Origin of the sequence: Aeromonas sp. FDAARGOS 1416 (assembly GCF_019048085.1) — a bacterium.
Classification (GTDB): domain Bacteria; phylum Pseudomonadota; class Gammaproteobacteria; order Enterobacterales; family Aeromonadaceae; genus Aeromonas; species Aeromonas veronii.
Genome location: NZ_CP077301.1, coordinates 992,582 through 1,012,453, shown reverse-complemented (window position 1 = coordinate 1,012,453; position 19,872 = coordinate 992,582). Strand labels below are relative to the sequence as shown.

General features: G+C 59.1%; 21 protein-coding genes. 7 read left to right on the top strand and 14 right to left on the bottom strand.

The genetic code is table 11. The features are described 5' to 3' along the window. Positions 1–3: 3 nt before the first annotated feature. On the bottom strand, positions 4–1,068 hold the full coding sequence (locus I6L46_RS04555) for an adenosine deaminase (protein ID WP_052447134.1): 1,065 nt from the start codon (positions 1,066–1,068) through the stop codon (positions 4–6). 197 nt (positions 1,069–1,265) lie between these two features. Between I6L46_RS04555 and I6L46_RS04550 the strand changes: the two genes are divergently transcribed. From I6L46_RS04550 to I6L46_RS04525, 6 genes are all read left to right on the top strand, one after another. Next, complete coding sequence (locus tag I6L46_RS04550) at positions 1,266–2,015, top strand: HAD-IIA family hydrolase (protein WP_005337281.1); 750 nt, start codon at positions 1,266–1,268, stop codon at positions 2,013–2,015. A 54-nt stretch (positions 2,016–2,069) separates the two neighbouring features. Further along, on the top strand, positions 2,070–3,644 hold the full coding sequence (locus I6L46_RS04545; RefSeq protein WP_216977487.1) for a cation:proton antiporter family protein: 1,575 nt from the start codon (positions 2,070–2,072) through the stop codon (positions 3,642–3,644). Positions 3,645–3,787: 143 nt separating this feature from the next. Next, on the top strand, positions 3,788–4,156 hold the full coding sequence (locus I6L46_RS04540) for a cupin domain-containing protein (RefSeq protein WP_204483237.1): 369 nt from the start codon (positions 3,788–3,790) through the stop codon (positions 4,154–4,156). A 192-nt stretch (positions 4,157–4,348) separates the two neighbouring features. Continuing rightward, the gene (gene asnB / locus I6L46_RS04535) at positions 4,349–6,013 is read left to right on the top strand and encodes an asparagine synthase B (RefSeq protein WP_216977486.1); all 1,665 of its coding nucleotides are present in this window, start codon (positions 4,349–4,351) and stop codon (positions 6,011–6,013) included. Between the two features lie 453 nt (positions 6,014–6,466). Continuing rightward, positions 6,467–6,673 carry an NYN domain-containing protein gene (locus I6L46_RS20810; protein ID WP_204827383.1) on the top strand — a complete coding sequence of 69 codons (207 nt, stop codon included), beginning with the start codon at positions 6,467–6,469 and terminating at the stop codon, positions 6,671–6,673. After that, on the top strand, positions 6,654–7,061 hold the full coding sequence (locus I6L46_RS04525) for an OST-HTH/LOTUS domain-containing protein (protein WP_216977485.1): 408 nt from the start codon (positions 6,654–6,656) through the stop codon (positions 7,059–7,061). The genes I6L46_RS20810 and I6L46_RS04525 overlap by 20 nt, the downstream gene beginning before the upstream one ends. A 62-nt stretch (positions 7,062–7,123) precedes the next feature. On the opposite strand, the gene I6L46_RS20765 is transcribed toward I6L46_RS04525, so the two are convergent. The 11 genes from I6L46_RS20765 to I6L46_RS04475 all read right to left on the bottom strand — a co-directional run bounded on the left by I6L46_RS20765 (position 7,124) and on the right by I6L46_RS04475 (position 16,355). Beyond that, complete coding sequence (locus I6L46_RS20765; protein ID WP_265339887.1) at positions 7,124–7,255, bottom strand: hypothetical protein; 132 nt, start codon at positions 7,253–7,255, stop codon at positions 7,124–7,126. A gap of 38 nt (positions 7,256–7,293) precedes the next feature. Next, on the bottom strand, positions 7,294–7,932 hold the full coding sequence (gene maiA / locus I6L46_RS04520) for a maleylacetoacetate isomerase (protein ID WP_216977484.1): 639 nt from the start codon (positions 7,930–7,932) through the stop codon (positions 7,294–7,296). 139 nt (positions 7,933–8,071) lie between these two features. After that, on the bottom strand, positions 8,072–9,067 hold the full coding sequence (locus I6L46_RS04515; protein ID WP_216977483.1) for a fumarylacetoacetate hydrolase family protein: 996 nt from the start codon (positions 9,065–9,067) through the stop codon (positions 8,072–8,074). A 10-nt stretch (positions 9,068–9,077) separates the two neighbouring features. Then, on the bottom strand, positions 9,078–10,229 hold the full coding sequence (locus tag I6L46_RS04510) for a homogentisate 1,2-dioxygenase (protein ID WP_216977482.1): 1,152 nt from the start codon (positions 10,227–10,229) through the stop codon (positions 9,078–9,080). Beyond that, the gene (gene hppD, locus I6L46_RS04505) at positions 10,222–11,358 is read right to left on the bottom strand and encodes a 4-hydroxyphenylpyruvate dioxygenase (RefSeq protein ID WP_216977481.1); all 1,137 of its coding nucleotides are present in this window, start codon (positions 11,356–11,358) and stop codon (positions 10,222–10,224) included. The genes I6L46_RS04510 and hppD overlap by 8 nt, the downstream gene beginning before the upstream one ends. Positions 11,359–11,582: 224 nt before the next feature. Continuing rightward, positions 11,583–12,278 (bottom strand): haloacid dehalogenase-like hydrolase, encoded by a 696-nt coding sequence (locus tag I6L46_RS04500; protein WP_254203126.1) that lies wholly within the window; start codon positions 12,276–12,278, stop codon positions 11,583–11,585. Then, a complete protein-coding gene (locus tag I6L46_RS04495) occupies positions 12,278–12,937 on the bottom strand; it encodes a TIGR01621 family pseudouridine synthase (RefSeq protein ID WP_216977480.1) in 660 nt (219 codons plus the stop codon). Before I6L46_RS04495 ends, I6L46_RS04500 begins: the two co-directional genes overlap by 1 nt. A 176-nt stretch (positions 12,938–13,113) precedes the next feature. After that, positions 13,114–13,806, bottom strand: a complete 693-nt coding sequence (locus I6L46_RS04490) for an ABC transporter permease (RefSeq protein ID WP_005337302.1) — start codon at positions 13,804–13,806, stop codon at positions 13,114–13,116. A gap of 3 nt (positions 13,807–13,809) precedes the next feature. Further along, complete coding sequence (locus tag I6L46_RS04485; RefSeq protein ID WP_005352911.1) at positions 13,810–14,550, bottom strand: ABC transporter permease; 741 nt, start codon at positions 14,548–14,550, stop codon at positions 13,810–13,812. Positions 14,551–14,761: 211 nt separating this feature from the next. Beyond that, positions 14,762–15,535 (bottom strand): ABC transporter substrate-binding protein, encoded by a 774-nt coding sequence (locus I6L46_RS04480; RefSeq protein WP_005337307.1) that lies wholly within the window; start codon positions 15,533–15,535, stop codon positions 14,762–14,764. Between the two features lie 49 nt (positions 15,536–15,584). Next, complete coding sequence (locus tag I6L46_RS04475) at positions 15,585–16,355, bottom strand: ABC transporter ATP-binding protein (RefSeq protein WP_005337310.1); 771 nt, start codon at positions 16,353–16,355, stop codon at positions 15,585–15,587. 533 nt (positions 16,356–16,888) lie between these two features. Here I6L46_RS04475 and I6L46_RS04470 point away from each other — a divergent pair. Further along, on the top strand, positions 16,889–17,791 hold the full coding sequence (locus tag I6L46_RS04470; protein ID WP_216978011.1) for a lysine exporter LysO family protein: 903 nt from the start codon (positions 16,889–16,891) through the stop codon (positions 17,789–17,791). Between the two features lie 103 nt (positions 17,792–17,894). Here I6L46_RS04470 and iadA read toward each other — a convergent pair whose 3' ends face one another. Both iadA and I6L46_RS04460 read right to left on the bottom strand, forming a co-directional pair. Continuing rightward, a complete protein-coding gene (gene iadA / locus I6L46_RS04465) occupies positions 17,895–19,025 on the bottom strand; it encodes a beta-aspartyl-peptidase (protein WP_216977479.1) in 1,131 nt (376 codons plus the stop codon). A 66-nt stretch (positions 19,026–19,091) separates the two neighbouring features. Then, positions 19,092–19,871, bottom strand: coding sequence for an ABC transporter substrate-binding protein (locus tag I6L46_RS04460; protein WP_026034932.1), 780 nt, complete (start codon positions 19,869–19,871; stop codon positions 19,092–19,094). Position 19,872: the final 1 nt, after the last annotated feature.

Sequence of the window (19,872 nt, the reverse complement as noted above, 5' to 3'; positions counted from 1 at the left end):
GACTTAGTGCAGGATCACCCCGTGAGTTGCGGCATAACTGCGGATCTCCCGGGTCAGCCGCCCCTTGTCGGCCACAGAGAGCCAGCTCGCCTCCACCGCATTGAGCGACAAGCGACATAGCTGACTCATGGTCGCGCCAAGGCCATCGGCCAGCGCCGCAAAGTTGGCATTCATATAGCCGCCAAAGTAGGCGGGATCGTCCGAGTTGATGGTGACGCAGATCCCCTGCTCCAGCAGCCGCAGCACATTGTGGTGTGCCATCTGGTCAAACACCTTGAGCCGGGTGTTGGAGAGGGGGCAGACGGTAAGCGGCAGCCGGGTATCGGCCAGATAACGGAGCAGCTCGGGATCGTCGGCCGAGCGCACCCCGTGATCGATGCGCCGCACCTGCAGCTCGTTGATCGCCTGCCAGATGTAGTCGGCAGGCCCCTCTTCGCCCGCATGGGCCACCACCGGCAGCCCCAGCTCGCGGCATTTGGCAAAAATCCGGGTAAATTTGCTGGGCGGATTGCCCTTCTCCCCCGAGTCGAGGCCGATGCCATGAATGCGTGACAGGAAGGGCATAGCCTCTGCCAACGTCGCAAAGGCCTCCTCCTCGCTCAGGTGGCGCAAAAAGCTCATGATAAGGCGCCAGCTGATGCCAAACTCCTTCTCCCCGGTCTGCAGCGCCCGCTCGATGCCGCCCAGCACAGTAGCAAAGGGGACGCTGCGGGCGGTATGGGTCTGCGGGTCAAAGAATACCTCCACATGCACCACCTTGTCGGCGGCGCAACGCTCAAGATAGGCCCAGGTGAGGTCGAAGAAGTCCTGCTCGGTCACCAGCACGCTGGCGCCGCGATAGTAGAGGTCGAGAAAGGATTGCAGGCAGTCAAAGTCATAGGCGGCGCGCACGCTGGCCACATCGGGCCAGGGCAGTGGCACATTATTGCGGCGGCCCAGCTCAAACATCAGCTCGGGTTCGAGGCTGCCCTCGATATGCAGGTGCAGCTCCAGTTTCGGCAGTCCGGCGATAAATTGCGCGGCGGTGAGGTGTTCGGGGGTGACTGGCTTGGGAATCGGGGTGTCCATGGCAACAGCTCCATCAGCAAAGTGATCCGGCGTCAGCCCCTCCACCAGACTGACCCGACGGCAGCTTTATTGTGCACCGAAGTGACGAGACAGGGGAGACTTGTCATCAAACAGACTTATAATGGCGTCACAAAAATCATAAATGATTGAACATCTTAACGATTGGCGGCTCGCCTGCGCCCTGACAAGGAGTTTTCATGAAGAAGAACGTCATCTGCGATATCGACGGTGTCATCCTGCACAACAACGATCTCATCCCCGGTGCCGACCGTTTCGTCCATCGCCTGCTGGAACAGGGCAGCAAGCTCTTGTTCCTCACCAACTACCCGGCCCAGACCCAGAAAGATCTGCAAAACCGCTTCCGCTCCGCCGGGATCGAGGTGCCGGAAGAGTGCTTCTATACCTCCGCCATGGGTACCGCCGACTTCCTCAAGCGTCAGGATGGAAAGAAGGCGTATGTGATCGGCGAAGGGGCGCTGACCCACGAGCTCTACAAGGCCGGCTTTACCATCACCGATATCGACCCCGACTTCGTGGTGGTGGGCGAGACCCGCAACTACAACTGGACCATGATGCAACAGGGGGCCAAGTTCGTCGATCAGGGGGCCCGCTTTATCGCCACCAACCCCGATACCCACGGCCCCATGATGCACCCGGCCTGCGGCGCCCTGTGCGCCCCCATCGAGCGAATGACCGGCAAGAAGCCGTTCTATGTCGGCAAGCCGAGCGCCTGGATCATCCGTGCGGCGCTCAACCGGATGGAGGCCCACTCCGACGACACCATCATCATCGGCGACAACCTGCGCACCGACATTCTGGCGGGCTTTCAGGCCGGTCTCGAGACGGTGCTGGTGCTCTCCGGGGTGAGCAAGGTCGCCGATATCGACCGCATGCCGTTTCGCCCGAACCATATTTTCGACTCCGTGGTCGACATCGATATCGTCTAATCACCACCCAAGCGTTAAACAGGGCAGGTCTCTCCTGCCCTTGCAGGATCTGTTATGGAACCCATTCTGATCGCCGTGGCCTTTGGCTGCGGCATGGTAGTCAATCTGATTGGCCTGCCCCCCCTGCTCGGCTTCCTGGCCGCCGGTTTTATCCTCAACAGCATGGGATATGAAAATACCCCCGCCCTGAGCGAGGTGGCAGATCTCGGCGTCACCCTGCTGCTGTTCACCATCGGCCTCAAGCTCAATATCAAAACCCTGATGCGGCGCGATGTGTGGGGCACCACCAGCCTGCATCTGCTGCTCTCCACCCTGCTCTTTACCGTGGTGCTGCTGGTCTGCAAGGGGCTCGGGCTGGTGCTGGCCCTGTCGCTGGACTGGAAGCTGGCACTGTTGCTGGGCTTTGCCCTCTCCTTCTCCAGCACCGTCTTCGCGGTCAAGGTGCTGGAAGATCGCAGCGACATGAATGCCCTCTACGCCCGCATCGCCATCGGGGTGCTGGTCATGCAGGATGTGTTCGCCGTGGCCTTTTTGGCGTTTTCCAGCGGCAAATGGCCCAGTATCTGGGCACTCTGGGTGCTGGGATTACCGCTGCTGCGCCCGCTGCTGTTCAAGCTGCTGGAGCGGGCCGGTCACGGCGAGCTGCAGGTGCTGTTCGGGGTCTTTCTGGCGCTGGTGGTCGGGGCTGCCGGTTTTGAAGTAGTCGGCCTCAAGCCGGATCTGGGAGCCCTCATCATCGGCATGCTGCTCGCCTCTCATCCGGCTGCGGCAGGGCTTGCAAAGGCGCTCTTCAACCTCAAAGACCTCTTTCTGGTCTGCTTTTTTCTCACCATCGGCCTCAACGGCCTGCCGACTCACGACACCATGTTGCTGGCACTGGCGCTGGTGCTGGCCCTGCCGCTCAAAAGTGTCCTCTACTATCTGGTCTACAGCGGCGCTCACCTGCGGGTGCGTACCGCCCTGCTCTCGACCCTGGCGCTCACCAACTTCTCGGAGTTTGGCCTGATCGTCGCCGCCATCGCCGCCAAGGCGGGCTGGCTCTCCCACGAGTGGCTGGTGGCGGTCTCGCTGGCGCTGGCGGCGAGCTTTATGATCTCTGCCCCGCTCAATGCCCAGAGTGAGCGCATCTACCATCGCATCGGCCACTGGCTGCGGGGGTTGCAGGCGAGCAACCTCCATCCGGAAGACAGGCCCATCGAACTGGGCGATGCCGAGGTGATCATCCTCGGCATGGGACGGATCGGTCAGGGGGCCTACTTCGAGCTGGAGAACAAGTACGGCAACGTCATCCTCGGGGTGGAGAACGACAGCGAGAAGCTGCCTACACTGCGCGCCCAGGGGATGAACGTCATCGAGGGGGATGCCACCGATACCGACTTCTGGGACAAGGTGCTGCTCTCCAATCAGGTCAATCTGGTGCTGCTGGCGATGCCCCACCACTCGGGTAACCTCTACGCCATCGAGAAGCTGCGCAGCCATGGATTCAACGGCAAGATCGCCGCCATCGTCCGCTTCGAGGATGATATCGCCTCCCTGCAGGAGCAGGGGGTGGATGCGGTGTTCAACGTCTACAACGAAGCGGGCAGCGGCTTTGCCCGCCATGTGATCCGCCGCTTGCAGCCGCTCTGAATCGTCGACCAGCGGCCCTTGGCAAGGGCTCTTGGCAAGTGAGGATGCATCGTTTAAGTTATGCACAACCTCGTTTAATAAAACGAACAATCGCGGGGCCTGGATGGCCCCGCGTTCTTATCTGCCGAAGCCAAGGAGGCACCATGAAGACCCTCAACGACTGGATTTTGCCGGGCCGCCACGAGGTAGCCCCTACCCCGCTGATGCCCGCCCCCGAGCGCATTAAAGCGGGCAACCCGGCGCAAACGGTGTGGAACCACTACTCCGACCCAAGCCAGCAGTTTCACGTGGGCTTCTGGGCTTGCGAGCCGGGCCGCTGGACCATTCACTACACCGAGCACGAGTATTGCCAGCTGCTGGAGGGGGATGTGGTGATCCACGACAGTCTGGGCGGCCAGCTGGCTCTCAAACCCGGCGATCAATTCGTGATTCCGGCAGGCTTTGTCGGCGAGTGGGAGACTCTTACCCCCTGTCGCAAGGTCTACGTCATCTTCGAACCCGCCTCGGCTTGACGTTCACGTCACCCTGCCCCGTTGCAACAATCCTTATCCTGTTGATCTGCTTGACGCTTACGGCATGATTTTCTGCGGTTTTCCCGCTTGCAAAAGGTTTTTCCGCTAGGCATTGTGTCTGACGAGGAATGTAAATGGAATTTCGAGCCCAAACGTGGGGGGCTCATATAAAAATCAAGAGGATTACCGCCAATGTGTTCAATTTTCGGCATTCTGGATATCAAGTCCGATGCAGTCGCCCTGCGCAAATCGGCGCTGGAGATGTCCAAGCGACTGCGTCACCGCGGGCCTGACTGGTCCGGCGTCTACAGCTCCGACAAAGCCATCCTGGTGCACGAGCGTCTGGCCATCGTCGATCCGGGCAATGGCGCCCAGCCACTCTACAACCCCGAGCGCACCCATGTGCTGGCGGTCAATGGCGAGATCTACAACCACAAAGAGCTGGAGAAAACCCTCAAGGTCGACTTCCAGTTCCAGACCAAATCTGACTGTGAAGTGCTGCTCGCTCTCTACAAGGACAAGGGCCCGGCGTTTCTCGACGATCTCAACGGCATCTTTGCCTTCATCCTTTATGACGCCGAACAGGATGCCTACCTGATTGGTCGCGACCACATGGGGATCATCCCCCTCTATACCGGCCGCGACGAGCACGGCAACTTCTATGTCGCCTCCGAGATGAAGGCGCTGGTGCCGGTCTGCAAGAGCGTCGAAACCTTCCCGCCGGGACACTACCTGTGGAGCAAGGATGGCGAGCTCAAACAGTGGTACAAGCGCGACTGGATGGAATACAGCGCGGTCGAGCACAACGTCAGCGACAAGGCGGAGCTGAAAGCCGCGCTGGAAGCGGCGGTCAAACGCCAGCTGATGTGCGACGTGCCCTATGGCGTGCTGCTCTCCGGCGGGCTCGATTCGTCCGTTATCTCCGCCATTACCAAGCTCTATGCGGCGCGCCGTATCGAGGACGATGGCAAGAGCGAAGCCTGGTGGCCGCAACTGCACTCCTTCGCTGTCGGCCTGGAAGGCTCACCTGATCTCGCCGCCGCCCGCAAGGTAGCTGATCACCTCGGCACCATCCACCACCAGATCCACTTCACCGTGCAGGAGGGTCTGGATGCCCTGCGCGACGTCATCTATCACCTCGAGACCTATGACGTCACCACCATCCGCGCCTCCACGCCGATGTATCTGATGGCCCGCTACATCAAGGCGATGGGGATCAAGATGGTGCTCTCCGGCGAAGGCTCCGACGAGCTGTTCGGTGGCTACCTCTACTTCCACAAGGCGCCCAACGCCCGCGAGTTCCACGAAGAGAACGTGCGCAAGCTCGCCTCTTTGCACCTCTATGACTGCCTGCGCGCCAACAAGTCGATGGCCGCCTGGGGTGTGGAGGGTCGCGTGCCCTTCCTCGACAAAGAGTTCATGGACGTGGCGATGCGCCTGCAACCTGCCGACAAGATGTGTGGCAAGGGCAAGATCGAGAAGCACATTCTGCGCGAAGCGTTCGAGGACCTGCTGCCCCACGAAGTGGCATGGCGCCAGAAGGAGCAGTTCTCCGATGGCGTGGGCTATTCGTGGATCGACAGCCTGAAGGCGATGGTCGAGACCGAAGTGACGGATCAGATGTTCGAAGCGGCCGCATTCCGCTTCCCCATCAACACCCCGCTCACCAAAGAGGCCTACTTCTACCGCGCCATCTTCGACGAGCACTTCCCGCTGGAAGCCGCCGCCCGCACCGTGCCCTACGGCAAGTCGGTCGCCTGCTCCACCCCCACCGCGCTGGAGTGGGATGCCAAGTTCAAGGAGATGGCCGACCCGTCAGGCCGCGCCGTGATGGATGTGCACCAGCAGGGATACTAAGCCAAGGCACAACCTCGGATAGCATAAAGCCCCTCCTGAGAGGGGTTTTTTACTTTTAATCGGATATATCTCGAATAGAATTATTTGATAACCCTTCCGTAGATATGATAGATAATTATCATCTAGCTAAGTAATATGGTAGAGATGTTATTAACCACCATATACATACGGCTGAGATTGATCCCAGTCAATTAAATATCATTACAGTGCTAAGCTAGAATATCAGAGCATAGAGTTACCTTGGTATCACCACGACTAGTTGCAAAAATTGAAGCAGAAGAGCCTACTCTCCGCTTAGCTGTACTCATTGATGCCGACAATGCCCAAGCTGCAGTAATTGAGGGACTGTTGGCAGAGATAGCTCGATTTGGGGAGGCTACGGTAAAGGGTATATATGGCGACTTTACTGCCCCAACAAGTGCATCTTGGAAAAAAGTATTGCAGTAATATGCTATAAAACCTATCCAGCAGTTCGCATACACCACAGGAAAAAATGCTACTGACAGCACCTTAATAATCGACGCTATGGACCTGCTCTACACACGAAAATTCGATGGTTTTTGTCTTATAACAAGTGACTCAGATTTCACTGGCCTTGCTATGAGGCTACGTGAAGAGGGGCTTACTGTTCTTGGTTTCGGTGAAAAAAAAGACCCCTGATGCTTTTCGCAATGCCTGTCATAAGTTTGTGTTTACTGAATTCCTTCGCCCAGGTGCTGTCACCCAGCAAACAATATTAGATAAGAAAGTTGAAAACGAAAATAAACCGATAGAACATCACCCACCATCAGAAACAAAACCAATTTTCCCTGCAAAATTTCTTTTAGCTGCGCTAGAACAGTCAAGTGACGATGCTGGTTGGGCGCAACTGGGAATTTTTGGTAGTTATCTCACAAAATTACAACCTGACTTCGATTCTAGACTTTATGGCTTCAAAAAACTCTCCGATCTTGTTAAGGCAAAAACAGATTTGTTTATTACGGAGGCGCGGCCAGCACCGGGGTCAACACTAAAGTGTTTTATATCTTCGAGCAAAGCAGTGATATGATTTTTGTCGATGCTAATTAAGTGATACCAAGAATGAAGGCAGCTTATAAAGCTGCCTTCATTTCAATCGCCGGGCTTGTGTTTATGCGGCTTAAGGTCTGGATGATCTTTTTGCTTTTCAGGTGTGACCCTTTGTCGTTTATCCGGTGTTCCATCTTCATTTTTCCTTTTTGGACCAGGCTTAATCCCCATCATTAACTCCTTCTAACGTTGGCTTGCGTGAGAAATCATAGTTACCCCTGCGCATCCGGCTGGTTTGCGGGGGCGGCCTTGATAAAAGCTTGCAGTTGTTCGCAGTTGGTGACGATGCGGCGGATGGTGGGGTAATCGTCAAGGGTCATGTCGTAGCGGCGGGCGTTGTAGACCTGGGGCACCAGCATGCAGTCAGCCAGGGTCACTTCGTTGCCGACGCAGTAGACACCGGCGGTGGTCATCAACAGCTGTTCGAGGGCAGTGAAAGTCTCGTCAATCCAGTGGCGATACCAGCGGGCCTCCTGCTCGTTGTTGGCCCTGAAGTGCCCTTCCAGATAGTTAAGCACCCGCAGATTGTTGAGCGGGTGGATATCGCAGGCGATCATGTTGACGATCTGGCGCACTCGGGCCCGCGCGTCGGGGGAAGAGGGCATCAGGGAGTAGGCGGGATAGGTCTCGTCAAGGTACTCCATGATGGCGACCGACTGACCGATCTGCACATCGCCATCCACCAGAAACGGCACCAGCCCTTGCGGATTGATCCGGCGATAGGCCTTCTCGCTCTGCTCGCCTTGCCGCAAATTGATGGGATGCTGCTCGTAGGCGAGCCCCTTGAGCTGCAACACGATCCGTACCCGAAAACTTGCCGACGAACGCCAATAGCCAAACAACTGCAACATAATCTGTCCCTGCATCTTATCTGGGCCCGAAGCCCGGCAGGTGCTCGCCACCTGCCTCCTTGTGTACCCGGCACCGGTTGAGGGCTCGTCGTGATCCGGACATATCCCGAATATCCTTGCCGCCAACCGGCGCTGGCCATCAACCTCCCTGACCGCTCGCGGGCACCACCTGTTGAGAGATGGTGCCAAACAGGTTTTGGCCAGAGCGATCTTCCATCGCGATCGACACTCTATCACCAAACTGCAAATAGGGGGTTATAGCTTGATCACAATCAAGAATTTCCAGCATGCGGCGCTCGGCGATGCAGGATGAACCGGCGCTGCGATCGTAATTTGAGACGGTGCCCGAGCCGATGATGCATCCCGCACCAAGGGGACGGGTCTTGGCCGCATGGGCAATCAGCTCGAAGAAGTTGAAGGTCATGTCCACTCCAGCTTCGGGCGCACCAAACAGCGCACCGTTGAGGTGGGTCAGAAGCGGCAAATGCACTTTGCCATCGCGCCAGTCATCGCCCAGCTCATCCGGGGTGATGGCCACCGGCGAAAAGGCGCTGGACGGCTTGGACTGAAAGAAACCAAATCCCTTGGCAAGCTCCCCCGGAATGAGGTTGCGCAGGCTCACATCGTTGACCAGCATCAGCAATTTGACGTGACTGGCAGCCCCCTGCGGGCTTACCCCCATCGGCACGTCGTCGGTGATGATGGCCACTTCCGACTCGAAATCGATCCCCCATTCCTCTGAGCCCATGACAATCGGACCACGGGGAGCCAAAAAGCTGTCGGAGCCCCCCTGATACATCAGCGGATCGTGCCAGAAGCTCTCCGGCATCTCGGCGCCGCGGGCCTTGCGCACCAGCTCCACATGGTTGACGTAGGCGCTGCCATCGGCCCACTGGTAGGCGCGCGGCAGCGGAGAGAGGCAAGACGCTTCGTCAAAGGTGAACGAGTCTGCCGGTCGGCCCTCGTTAAGCTGCTGATAGACAGCCTCAAGCCTGGGGGCGGCCTCGGCCCACTCATCGAGGGCGGCCTGCAACGTCGGGGCAATCTCGCTCACCCGTACCGCACGGCTCAGATCCCGGCTCACCACCACCAAAGCGCCATCGCGCTTGCCATTGTTCAATGTTGCCAATTTCATAAGCGATTCCTTATTTGCCGGCAGCAGCGTCCGGGCGCTGCCAGCTGGAGACATACCGGGTGTTCTCGATCCCTTCACAGAGGCTGCCGACGTTCAGCGCATCGCGGGTGTCTAGCATCACCGCCACCTCGTCGGTGAACTTCTTGGCATAGACCTGCCCTGCCGCAAACGCCTTGGGATGGGGGCCGTGGGTGAAACCGGCGGGATGGAAGGTGACCATACCCCGCTCGATATTGTCCCGGCTAAAGAAGTCCCCAGCATGGTAGAAGAGCACTTCGTCGTAATCGTCATTGCTGTGATAGAAGGGCACCTTGAGGGCGCCGGGGTCACTCTCGATGGGGCGCGGCACGAAGGTACAGATCACGAAGCGGCTCGCCACAAAGGTCGAATGGGCCGACGGCGGCAGATGGTAGCGGTGACTCATCAGCGGGCGGATATCCCGCCAGTTGAGGCGCACCACGCACAAATCCCCGTGCCACCCTTGTGCATCCAGCGGGTTGAAGGGCCAGGTGATGACCGACACCTGATCGTGGCGTTTCACTTGCAGCGACCAGGGGTGCTCATCCTGCTGGGCCAAAAAGCGTTCGTTGATGGCGGGCACATCCAGCGCCGCCGGATCGAAGATGGCGTGATTTCCCACCAGCCCCTTGTCCGGCAGCTGGTAGCTGTCGTTGGTCGCCTCGATCATCAGGATGAACATGGGCGCCGTCGGCTCGATGCGCCACATGGTGCCACGGGGGATCACCACATAGTCGCCGTCCCGCAGAGTCAGGTGGCCGTAGTCGCAGAAGAACTCGCCGCCCCCCTCGTGGATAAAGAGCAGCTCGTCGCCGTCGGCGTTGCGCACCAGAAACGGCATCGCCTCGGAGAGCCGCCATATCCGGTAGCGGCAATGGGGGTTGCTGAGAATGTCGGGAGCCACCCAAGGGGAGAGGGAACTCACCTCCTCCTGCAGGGCATTGAGGTCAAACAGCCGTGGCCGCAGCGGCCCCTCCCAACTGCTCCAGTCGGTAGGGGCATGCTTGTGGTGCATGTGGGTGGCGGGGCCGAAAAAGCCGCTGCGCCCCAGTTCGCGCTCATAGATGGCCTGCTCCGGCAGGTCGGCATGGGCTTGCCGGGAGTGGGTCCCCTCCCGATGGGGGAAGTTAATCCAGTTACGCATCGCTCGCACCCTCTTTGCAGGCACCCTTCTCATCCTCGCCGCCATCCAGCACGCCGCGGCGGATCTGGTCCAGCTCGATCGATTCAAACAGCGCCTTGAAATTGCCCTCGCCAAACCCTTCGTTGCCCTTACGCTGGATGATCTCGAAGAAGACCGGGCCTATCACGGTATCGGTGAAGATCTGCAGCAGGATGCCATCCTTGGTGGGGGAGCCGTCGATGAGGATGCGCAGCTCTTTGAGGGCCGCCAGATCCTCCTGATGCCCCTCGACCCGGCTATTCACCTTCTCGTAGTAGGTATCCGGCGTCGGCATAAAGCCGGTACCGCGGCTGCGCAGGGTGCGGATGGTGTGGTAGATATCGCTGGAGGCCATGGCGATGTGCTGGATCCCCTCCCCCTTGTACTGGCGCAGGTACTCCTCAATCTGGGACTTGTCATCCGCCGACTCGTTGATGGGGATGCGGATCTTGCCGCAGGGGGCGGTCATGGCGCGTGAATGCAGCCCGGTCAGCTTGCCCTCGATATCGAAGTAGCGAATTTCACGGAAGTTGCCGATCCGCTCGTAGAAGTTGGACCAGACATCCATATTGCCGCGATGGACGTTATGGGTCAGGTGATCGATCTCCATAAGACCGGCATCCACCTCCGCCATCCGGGCCTGCCAGTCGGGGTAGAAGACAAAATCCACGTCATAGATGGAGCCCTTGTCGCCATAGCGGTCGACAAAGGAGAGCGTGCTCTCGCCGATACCGTAGATAGCGGGAATATTGAGCTCCATCGGCCCAATCTTGCCGACAAAAGGCTTGGCCCCCTTGGCGATGGCGTACTGCTGAGCTTTGCCCGCATCGCTCACCCGAAATGCCATGCCGCAAACGCTCGGCCCGTGCAGGCTGGCAAACTGCTCCGCCTGGGAGTGAGGCTCGGCATTGACCACGAAATTGATATCCCCCTGCCGGTAGAGCCAGCACTGCTTGTGTTTGTGCTTGGCGACCTCGGCAAACCCGAGCGAAACGAACAGGCTCTTGAGGGCAGCAATCCCTTTGGCATCGGGGGCCGTGTACTCGACAAACTCGAAACCGTCAGTGCCTAACGGATTGATGGTATGGGTGGCGGAAGAGGTGGCATTCATCGGGCGCTCCTTGCTCTTGATTCGGTTAAAACGGATTGCAGCACCCAGCGGCGCGGCAAGTGTTAACAACTTGTTTCATTAGAAGCAGGGCGTAGCAGGAAGAGAAGAGGCGGGTTGCAGATAGTTTTTCGCAGCTGGCAGCAAAAGATGTAAATGAATTGTGACGTTCAAGCCACAACCTTGCGGATCAAACGGTAACGACCCGCAGGACTGTCAGTTTTGCCTTACAGTTGCCAGTTTTTGATCATCAGATGAGGCAAGCAGGCCCGGGCTTTTTGCAGTCGCGTGGGCGTTGGATTGATCAACCACGCCTCTTTCCCCAACCCCAGCAGTGGCAGATCGTGCAGGCTGTCGCTCAAGGCCAATTCGGCATCGAGGGCACAGATCTCCGGCAACAGCTTGTGCTGGCCGTGGCAATAGAAGCGGGGCATCAGGCCGCCAAAACGGTAGTGCATCTGCGAGCCAATGATCCGGTGGGGCAACTGGCCGGGCAGTTGCTGATAGAGCTGGGCCCGCACCAGCGCGCAGGGGCTGGCGGAGATCACCCAGCAGCGATGCCCCTCCCGTTGCAGTAGATCGCGAGCCTGACGATACAGCCCCGGCCTGGTGCGGCAATAGGCGCGCACCAGCTTGCGCCAGCCGAGGGGAGAGAGCCAAAGCGTGATGGCCCACCAGATCAGGGAGATACCGCGCCGCCGCTGGCTGGGCAGCAAATAGACCAACCCACCCAGCGCAATCACTGGCAACAGCAGCAGCGGCCAGATCCGACGGCGCAGGATATAGCACAGCAGACCGGCGTGGCTGTCGCCGGGGGTCAGGGTGTCGTCAAAGTCGGCCAGGATCCAGCGCGGAGTGCCCCCGTCAGGATCACGATCTATCGCTGAATGGATAATGGTGTCAGACGCTGGGCGCATAAGCATCAGGGCGCAAGGGCAGCGATGGCTGCCGTGAGCTCGGGAGTGACAAATTCACTCCCCACATCGGGCGGGCAGACAAAATCGAACGACTCGCCCGAAAGGGTAAAGCTGAGCCGCCAGGCATGCAGATAGCCGCGCTCGGCTGGCGTGCCGCCATAGCGTTCATCCCCGAGGATGGGGGCACCGATACTTTTGAGGGCAACCCGGATCTGGTGGGTCTTGCCGGTCTGGGGCTTGATGCGATAGAGCCGCAGCCCCTCGCGCACCGACACCGAATCAAACCAGCTGATGGCAGGATTCTCCAGCGTGCGCGCCAGCATCCAGCTGCCACCGCGCCCCTTTTGCATATCCCCTTTCACCCAACCCTGCTTCTTCTTCGGTTTACGATCGGAGAGCGCCAGATACTGTTTGCTCACCTCGCGGGCCGCAAAGGCCATGCTCAGCTCGCGATTCGCCTCCGTGGTGCGGGCCAGCAGCACCAAGCCGGAGGTCATCTTGTCGAGCCGGTGCACCGGATAGAGGGTGAGCCCTGTATCGACCTTCACGCGATTGACCAGCCCCGGATTGACCGACTCACCGTCCCCCTTCTCGTCGTGCATGCCGATGCCGGGCTGCTTGTCGATAACCAGGAAAGCGGGATGCTCAAACAATATCCGGTACATAAAACCTCGGGAACTGGGGGATAAGGCACGCAGCCAACGGCTGGCGGCGCTCGGGAGTGCTGCATTCTCCCTGCTCGTCCGCCATTTGGCAAACCGGACGGGCGGAGGATAAAGATAAAAAATGGCCCCGCCTGCAACAGGCGGGGCCATTTTCGCTCATCTTGGCAGCTCAACCCTTACACATTGCGCGGGCGCAGGTGAGCGTGCCAGCGCGCTTCCCACTTCTTGAACAGCCAGACGATGACAAAGGTGAGCAGCATATAGAGCAGCCCTGCGGTCAAAAACGCCTCGAACGGACTGTAGTAGCGAGAGTTGATGATCCGCGCCGCGCCGGTCAGATCGACGATGGTGATGATGCCCGCCACCGCCGACCCCTGCAGCATGAAGATCACCTCGTTGCTGTAAGCCGGCAGTGCCCGACGAAACGAGTTGGGCAAAATGATCCGGGTCAGGGTCTGCCAGCGGGTCATGCCAAAGGCGTTGGCAGCCTCAATCTGGCCGCGCGGCATATTGTGTACCGCCCCGCGCACGATCTCGGCGGTATAGGCGGCGGTATTGAGGGTGAAGGCCAGCAGCGCACAGAACCAGGCCTCGGAGAAGAGCGACCAGGCGGCACTGTTCTTCAGCCACTCCCACTGGGCGGCGCCGTAGTAGATGATAAAGAGCTGCACCAGCAGCGGGGTGCCGCGAAAGAAGTAGATATAGGCCCAGATTGGCCCCTTGATCAGCCAGTTGCGGCTATTGCGCAGGATGCCCATGGGTACCGCCAGCATCAACCCAAGGATCAGAGAGAGGGCCACCAGCCAGACGGTGGTATAGAGCCCCTCCCAATAGGTGGGCCACTCTTTGAGAATGATTGAGAAATCCATGGCTTACCTCGTTTTGATGGCATAGTGACGCTCGGCCCACTTGAGCGCCGAGGTGGAGACTGCGGTGAAGATCAGGAAGATCAGCGCCACCGCCATGTAGAAGGTGAAGGGTTGCTGGGTCGAGCCCGCCGCCAGCGAGGCTTTGCGCACCATGTCATCGAGGCCGATGATGGAGACCAGCGCGGTGGTTTTCAGCAGCACCAGCCAGTTGTTGCCAAACCCGGGCAGAGCGTGGCGCATCATCTGGGGGAAGAGGATCCGGACAAACACCTGGGTTGCCCGCATGCCAAAGGCCCGTGCTGCCTCCAGCTCACCTTTGTCCACCGCCAGAATGGCGCCGCGAAAGGTCTCGGTCATGTAGGCGCCGAAGATAAAACCGATGGTCGCGACCCCGGCCACAAAGGGGCTGATGTCGATATAGTCCGGGAGCAGGGAGACCCACTCCTGATTGGGATTGCTCTCCAGTAACCAGCTATTGTAAGTCTCGTTGACCCAGGTGCAGATGCCGTTGATCAGCACCTGGCCGCCAAAGAAGAGCAGCATCATCAGCACCAGATCGGGGATACCGCGAATAATGGTGGTGTAGCCGGTGGCGATGGCCCGGGCCCACTTGTAGGGAGAGAGTTTGGCCAGCGCCCCCAGCATCCCCAGCAGCAACGCCAGCAGCAGGGAGGCCAGCGCCACTTCCAGGGTGACCCAGGCGCCCTCCAGCAGCGAGGCTTCGTATCCTTTCAAATCAAACATATGCAGCTCCATCGCCACTGAATCTTCACGCACCTGCTAACCAGAAGGCTCCATAGCAGTCCGAATGAAATATGTGCAGTTCCATTGCAATCAATGCGGGCCCGTAAACTCCCTCAGGGAGGTGACGGGCCCGATGACTACTGACGGGATCAACCTGTCGTTACTTGCCGTAGACGTTTTTGGACTTACTCGCCGTAAACGTCTCTTTGTTTTACTCTCCGTAAACGTCGAACTCGAAGTACTTGTCGTTGATTTCCTTGTACTTGCCGTTGGCACGCAGCGCCAGAATGGCGGCGTTGAATTTCTCTTTCAGATCCTTGTCAGCCTTGCGCACCGCAATACCGGCACCCTCGCCAAACCACTTGGGATCGGTCAGTTTCGGGCCGACGAATTCGAAGGCATCACCCCCCTCTTTCTTCAGCAGACCGTCGGTGATGGCGGCAGAGTCGGCCAGCACATAGTCCACACGACCGGATTTCAGATCGAGATAGGCTTCATCGGCGGTGCCGTAACGCTTGATGGTGGCATTGGGGAAGTTGTCGGTAATAAAGGTATCCATGGAGGTCGCACGCTGCACCGCGACGGACTTACCTTCCATAAAGGCTTTGTCGAGCTGCACGTCAGTGCCCTTCTTGGCGGCGAAGCGGGCCGGAATGTGCTGGTACTTCTGGGTGAAGTCCACCTTCTTCTTGCGCTCTTCGGTGATGTCCATGGTAGCGATGATGGCGTCAAACTTGCGCGACAACAGCGCCGGAATGATGCCGTCCCAGTCCTGCTTGACCAGGGTGCACTTCACTTTCATCTCTTCGCACAGGGCGTTGGCGATGTCGATATCAAAACCTTTCACCTCGCCACTGGGCTCGGTCCAGGAGAAGGGGGGATAGGCACCCTCAACCCCGATCCGGACCTCTTTCCACTCCTTGGCCATCAGGCTACCGGACGCAAGGGCAGTAACTACGGCTGTCGCCAGCATCAGCTTGTTCATGTATCTCTCCTTGATAAAACAGTTGATTGGGTAACCAGGCATCCCGCCATCAGTAGATGGAGGAGATGAATTGCTTGAACCGCTCGGATTTGGGATGGGCGAAAATCTCCTTGGGGTTGCCCTCCTCTTCCACCCGCCCCTGATGCAGAAACATCACCTTGTTCGATACATCCCGGGCAAACGACATCTCGTGGGTCACCACCAGCATGGTACGCCCCTCTTCGGCCAGCTCGCGCATCAGGCCGAGCACCTCCCCCACCAGCTCGGGATCCAGCGCCGAGGTGGGTTCATCGAACAACATCACCTCGGGCTCTACCGCCAGCGCACGGGCAATGGCGGCCCGCTGCTGCTGACCACCGGAGAGGTGGCCGGGATAGTAGTCGCGCCGCTCCCAGAGTCCAACCCGGTTGAGCAGTTGCTCTGCCTTGGCCAGTGCTTCGGCGCGAGGCACCTTGAGCACCTGGATTGGCACTTCGATGATGTTCTGCATGATGGTCATGTGTGACCAGAGATTGAAACTTTGAAACACCATGGCCAGCCGGCTGCGGATCCGCTCCACCTGACGCATATCCTCGGGCAACCGCTCGCCGGCGCGGCTGGTTTTCATCCGGATCAGCTCGCCATGGAGCGAGACGGTGCCGGATGAGGGGGTTTCGAGCAGATTGATACAGCGAAGAAAGGTCGACTTCCCCGAGCCGGAGGAGCCGATAAGGGAGATCACATCCCCCTTGTGGGCGGTCATGTCGATGCCCTTGAGCACTTCGTGGGTGCCAAAATATTTGTGCAGATCACGTACTTCCAGTGCGGCAACGTCGCTCATCCATTACAACCTTGTCTGTCCCTAGACGCCGCAGGGGGCGTGACTCAACCATCGTTCATTTAACAAAAAGTTAACCGATGGCAACCTTCAGCGAAAATATCACCCGGATAGTGAAAAAACAATACAGAACGAGGGTCTTCAGGGGATTCGCTCTATTTTTAATCGCTCTTTGCGTATTTTTCAGCACTTTGTTTGCATAAACAGCCGTTTCAATGGCTATTCCGATACCGCCTTTTTATACCCCAATCATATCAGTGGCAAGAGAAAAGCGTGATGTGTGCCAAACCGGCACCAAAATGGCTTTATGCACCCCCTTGCCGAGCGAAATATCGGCCCCCCGATCGGATCGACTTGATTTCATTGGTGCACTCGGGCTCGCACAGAACCTTATCAAGCAGAGAGGTTGTGGCAAAAAAGTAACAATCCGCCCCCAAAAGGGCTGTTTTCGGCCATGAAAGCGATAGATATGTGACACAGAGCCAATAAGTAATGATAAGGTGGTGTTTTTATCAGTTTTTGTGATCGAGGCCTCGATGCTGCTCAATGTGTTGCTGATCCTGTTGCCACTGGCAATCGGCTATCTGATTCCCCTCTCCTCTGCCCGGCTGATCAAGCTGGTCAACCAGAGTCTGGGCAAGATGGTCTACCTCATTCTGTTTCTGATGGGGCTCGGGCTTGCCTATGTGGAGAACCTGAGCAGCAATCTGGCGGTGATCTTCAAGGTCGCCGGGGTGATGCTCACCGCGATCACGCTCTGCAACCTGCTGGCCCTCTGGTGGCTCGACAAGCGCACGCCGCCGACCCGCGAGGCGAGTGATACCAAGATGCCGAGCAAGCTACACCTGTTGTGGGAATCCCTGCAGCTCTGCTTTGTGGTGCTTGGCGGTGTGCTGCTCGGGTTGCTGGTGGATCTGCGCGCACTGCCCATCGACAAGTGGAGCGAGTGGGCCCTGATGCTGCTGCTGTTTCTCATCGGGGTGCAGATGCGCAACTCCGGCATGCGGCTGCGCCAGATCCTGCTCAATCCCTGGGGGATGAAGATAGCCGCCACCGTCATCCTCAGCAGCTGGCTGGGCAGCCTGCTGGCGGCCCAGTTGCTGGGCATGCCCTTTGCCCATGGTCTGGCGATGAGCTCGAGCTTCGGCTGGTATTCGCTCTCCGGCATTCTGGTGGCCGACAAACTGGGGCCGGTGCTCGGTTCTGCTGCCTTTATCAACGATCTTGGGCGCGAGCTTATCGCCATACTGATCATCCCGATCCTGATGCGACGCCACCCCTCGGCGGCCATCGGTTACGGCGGCGCCACGGCGCTGGACTTCACCCTGCCGGTTATCCAGAAATCAGGGGGCATTCAGGTGGTGCCGGTGGCCATTGTCTCCGGCTTTATCCTGAGCCTGCTCGGCCCCATCCTGATCCTCGGATTTCTGGCGATCTAAGCCTGATTCCCACATTGCAGATAAAAAAGCCCGACCTTGTTGTCGGGCTTTGGCTGTTTGGAGCAACCACACACTCGCACTGGCTGCGATATTGCCCGCAGCCTTATTCGCGCCACAGGCCGCCGCTCATCACCCTTTCGATAGCAAACGTCCGGTCGTGCACCAGCAGCAGATCCGCATCCTGCCCGACCCCGATACGCCCCTTGCTGCCGAGTCCCAGCGCCTGCGCCGGATTGCTCGTCACCGCGGCCAATGCCCTCTCCAGCGAGACACCGAGTTGGGTCGCGCGCACGCACTGCTGCCACAGGCTGGCAATCTGACCGCAGCGCATCTCGATTAGGCGCCCTTCGCCATCAAAGCGCGGCAGGCTGGCGTTGGCATCCGAACTAAAGGTGATGCACTCGGCAGGCACACTGGCGGCCAACAGCTCGACGAGTGCATCGGCGGCAAGCCGCTCGCCATCCTCCAGCAGATCGGGAAAGCTCGAGGTGGTGAGATCTACCCAGCCTCCCGCCTTGCCCCACTCGACGGCCTCGGCAAAGAGCCAGGGGTTGCGGTTGCAGTGAGTGGGATAGAGCTGGCGCAGCGGAATGTCGGTCTCATCGCGCAGGGCCCGCAGGGGCGCCAATGCCCCCTTGCCATCCCCGACGTGGAAGAAGCTGATCCCGCTCTTGCCCGCAAGCAGCCCGGCCACCCGCGCCTCGCTGGCAAGCCTGGCCAGCTCGTCGTGGGTCGGCGCACTGGATCTGTGGTCACTGATGGCCACCTCCCCCACCCCCAATACCTCGGGGATCAGGATGATGTCCGACTCCACCGTGCCGGTCAGGGTCTTGACCGGCAGATGGTAAGAGCCGGTATACATAAAAGCGCTCACCCCGGCGGCGCGAAACTCGCGCACCTTGCCGAGCACCTGCGCGGGAGTGCGGGTCAGGCTGTCGGTGCCAAGCGCCGCCACCAGGGTAGTGACGCCGGCCCTGAGCGCCTCGCTCGCCGCCAGCTCCGGGGTGCGAAAGGCAAAGCCCCCCTCACCGCCGCCGCCGGTGATATGGGCCAGCGGATCCACCAGTCCGGGCACCAGATAGCGGCCACGACCATCGACCCTGTGCAGCGGCCAGTTTGCGGGCACCGTCAACCCCTTGCCCATCCAGGCGATACGGCCATCGGTCACCAGCAGATCCTGCTGGCCAAGGTGGGTGGGGCTGAAGATCTCGGCTCCCTCGATCAGGGTCAACATGGCGATCCTCCTTGCACGATTGTCGCTTGTCCAATGAAAAGAGAGGGAGCAAGCTCCCTCCCCCCGTCAACCACCATATATATCGTACTTGAAGTACTTCTGGTTGATCTGCTGATAGGTGCCATTGGCACGCAGGGCCTTGATCGCCTCGTCCAGCTTGCCCTTGAGCTCCTTATCGCTCTTGCGCACGGCGATCCCCATGCCATCTCCAAACCACTGACGATCGGTCAGGGCAGGCCCCACATAGTCGAACTTGTCGCCCCCCTCTTTGCCAAGCAGCCCCTGCTCAATGGCAGAGGCATCGGCCAGCAGGGCCAGCACCCGACCCGCTTTCAGATCGAGATAGGCCTCATCGGCATTGCCGTAACGGACTATGGTGACATTCGAGCCAAAATTGTCGGTCAGGTACTTGTCGTGGGTGGTGGCACGCTGCACCCCGATGCGCTTGCCCGCCATGCCTTCCGGGGTCAGCGTCAGCTCGGTCCCCTTGGCCGCCACAAAGCGATTGGGAATATGGGCATATTTCTCGGTGAAGTCGACCTTCTGGCGCCGCTCGTCGGTGATCGACATGGCGGCGATGATGGCATCGTATTTGCGCGACAGCAGGGCTGGGATCATGCCGTCCCAATCCTGCGCCACCAGCTCGCACTTGACCGCCATCTGCTGACACAGGGCGTTGGCGAGATCGATATCAAACCCCTTGATCTCGCCCGACGCATCGGTCCAGGAGAAGGGCGGGTAGGCCCCCTCCACCCCGAAACGCACGGTTTTCCACTCCTTGGCCATGGCGGGGGTGGCCAGCAGGCTGGCAACAAACAGGGCTGAGAGGGTCAGTCTGATCTTCATC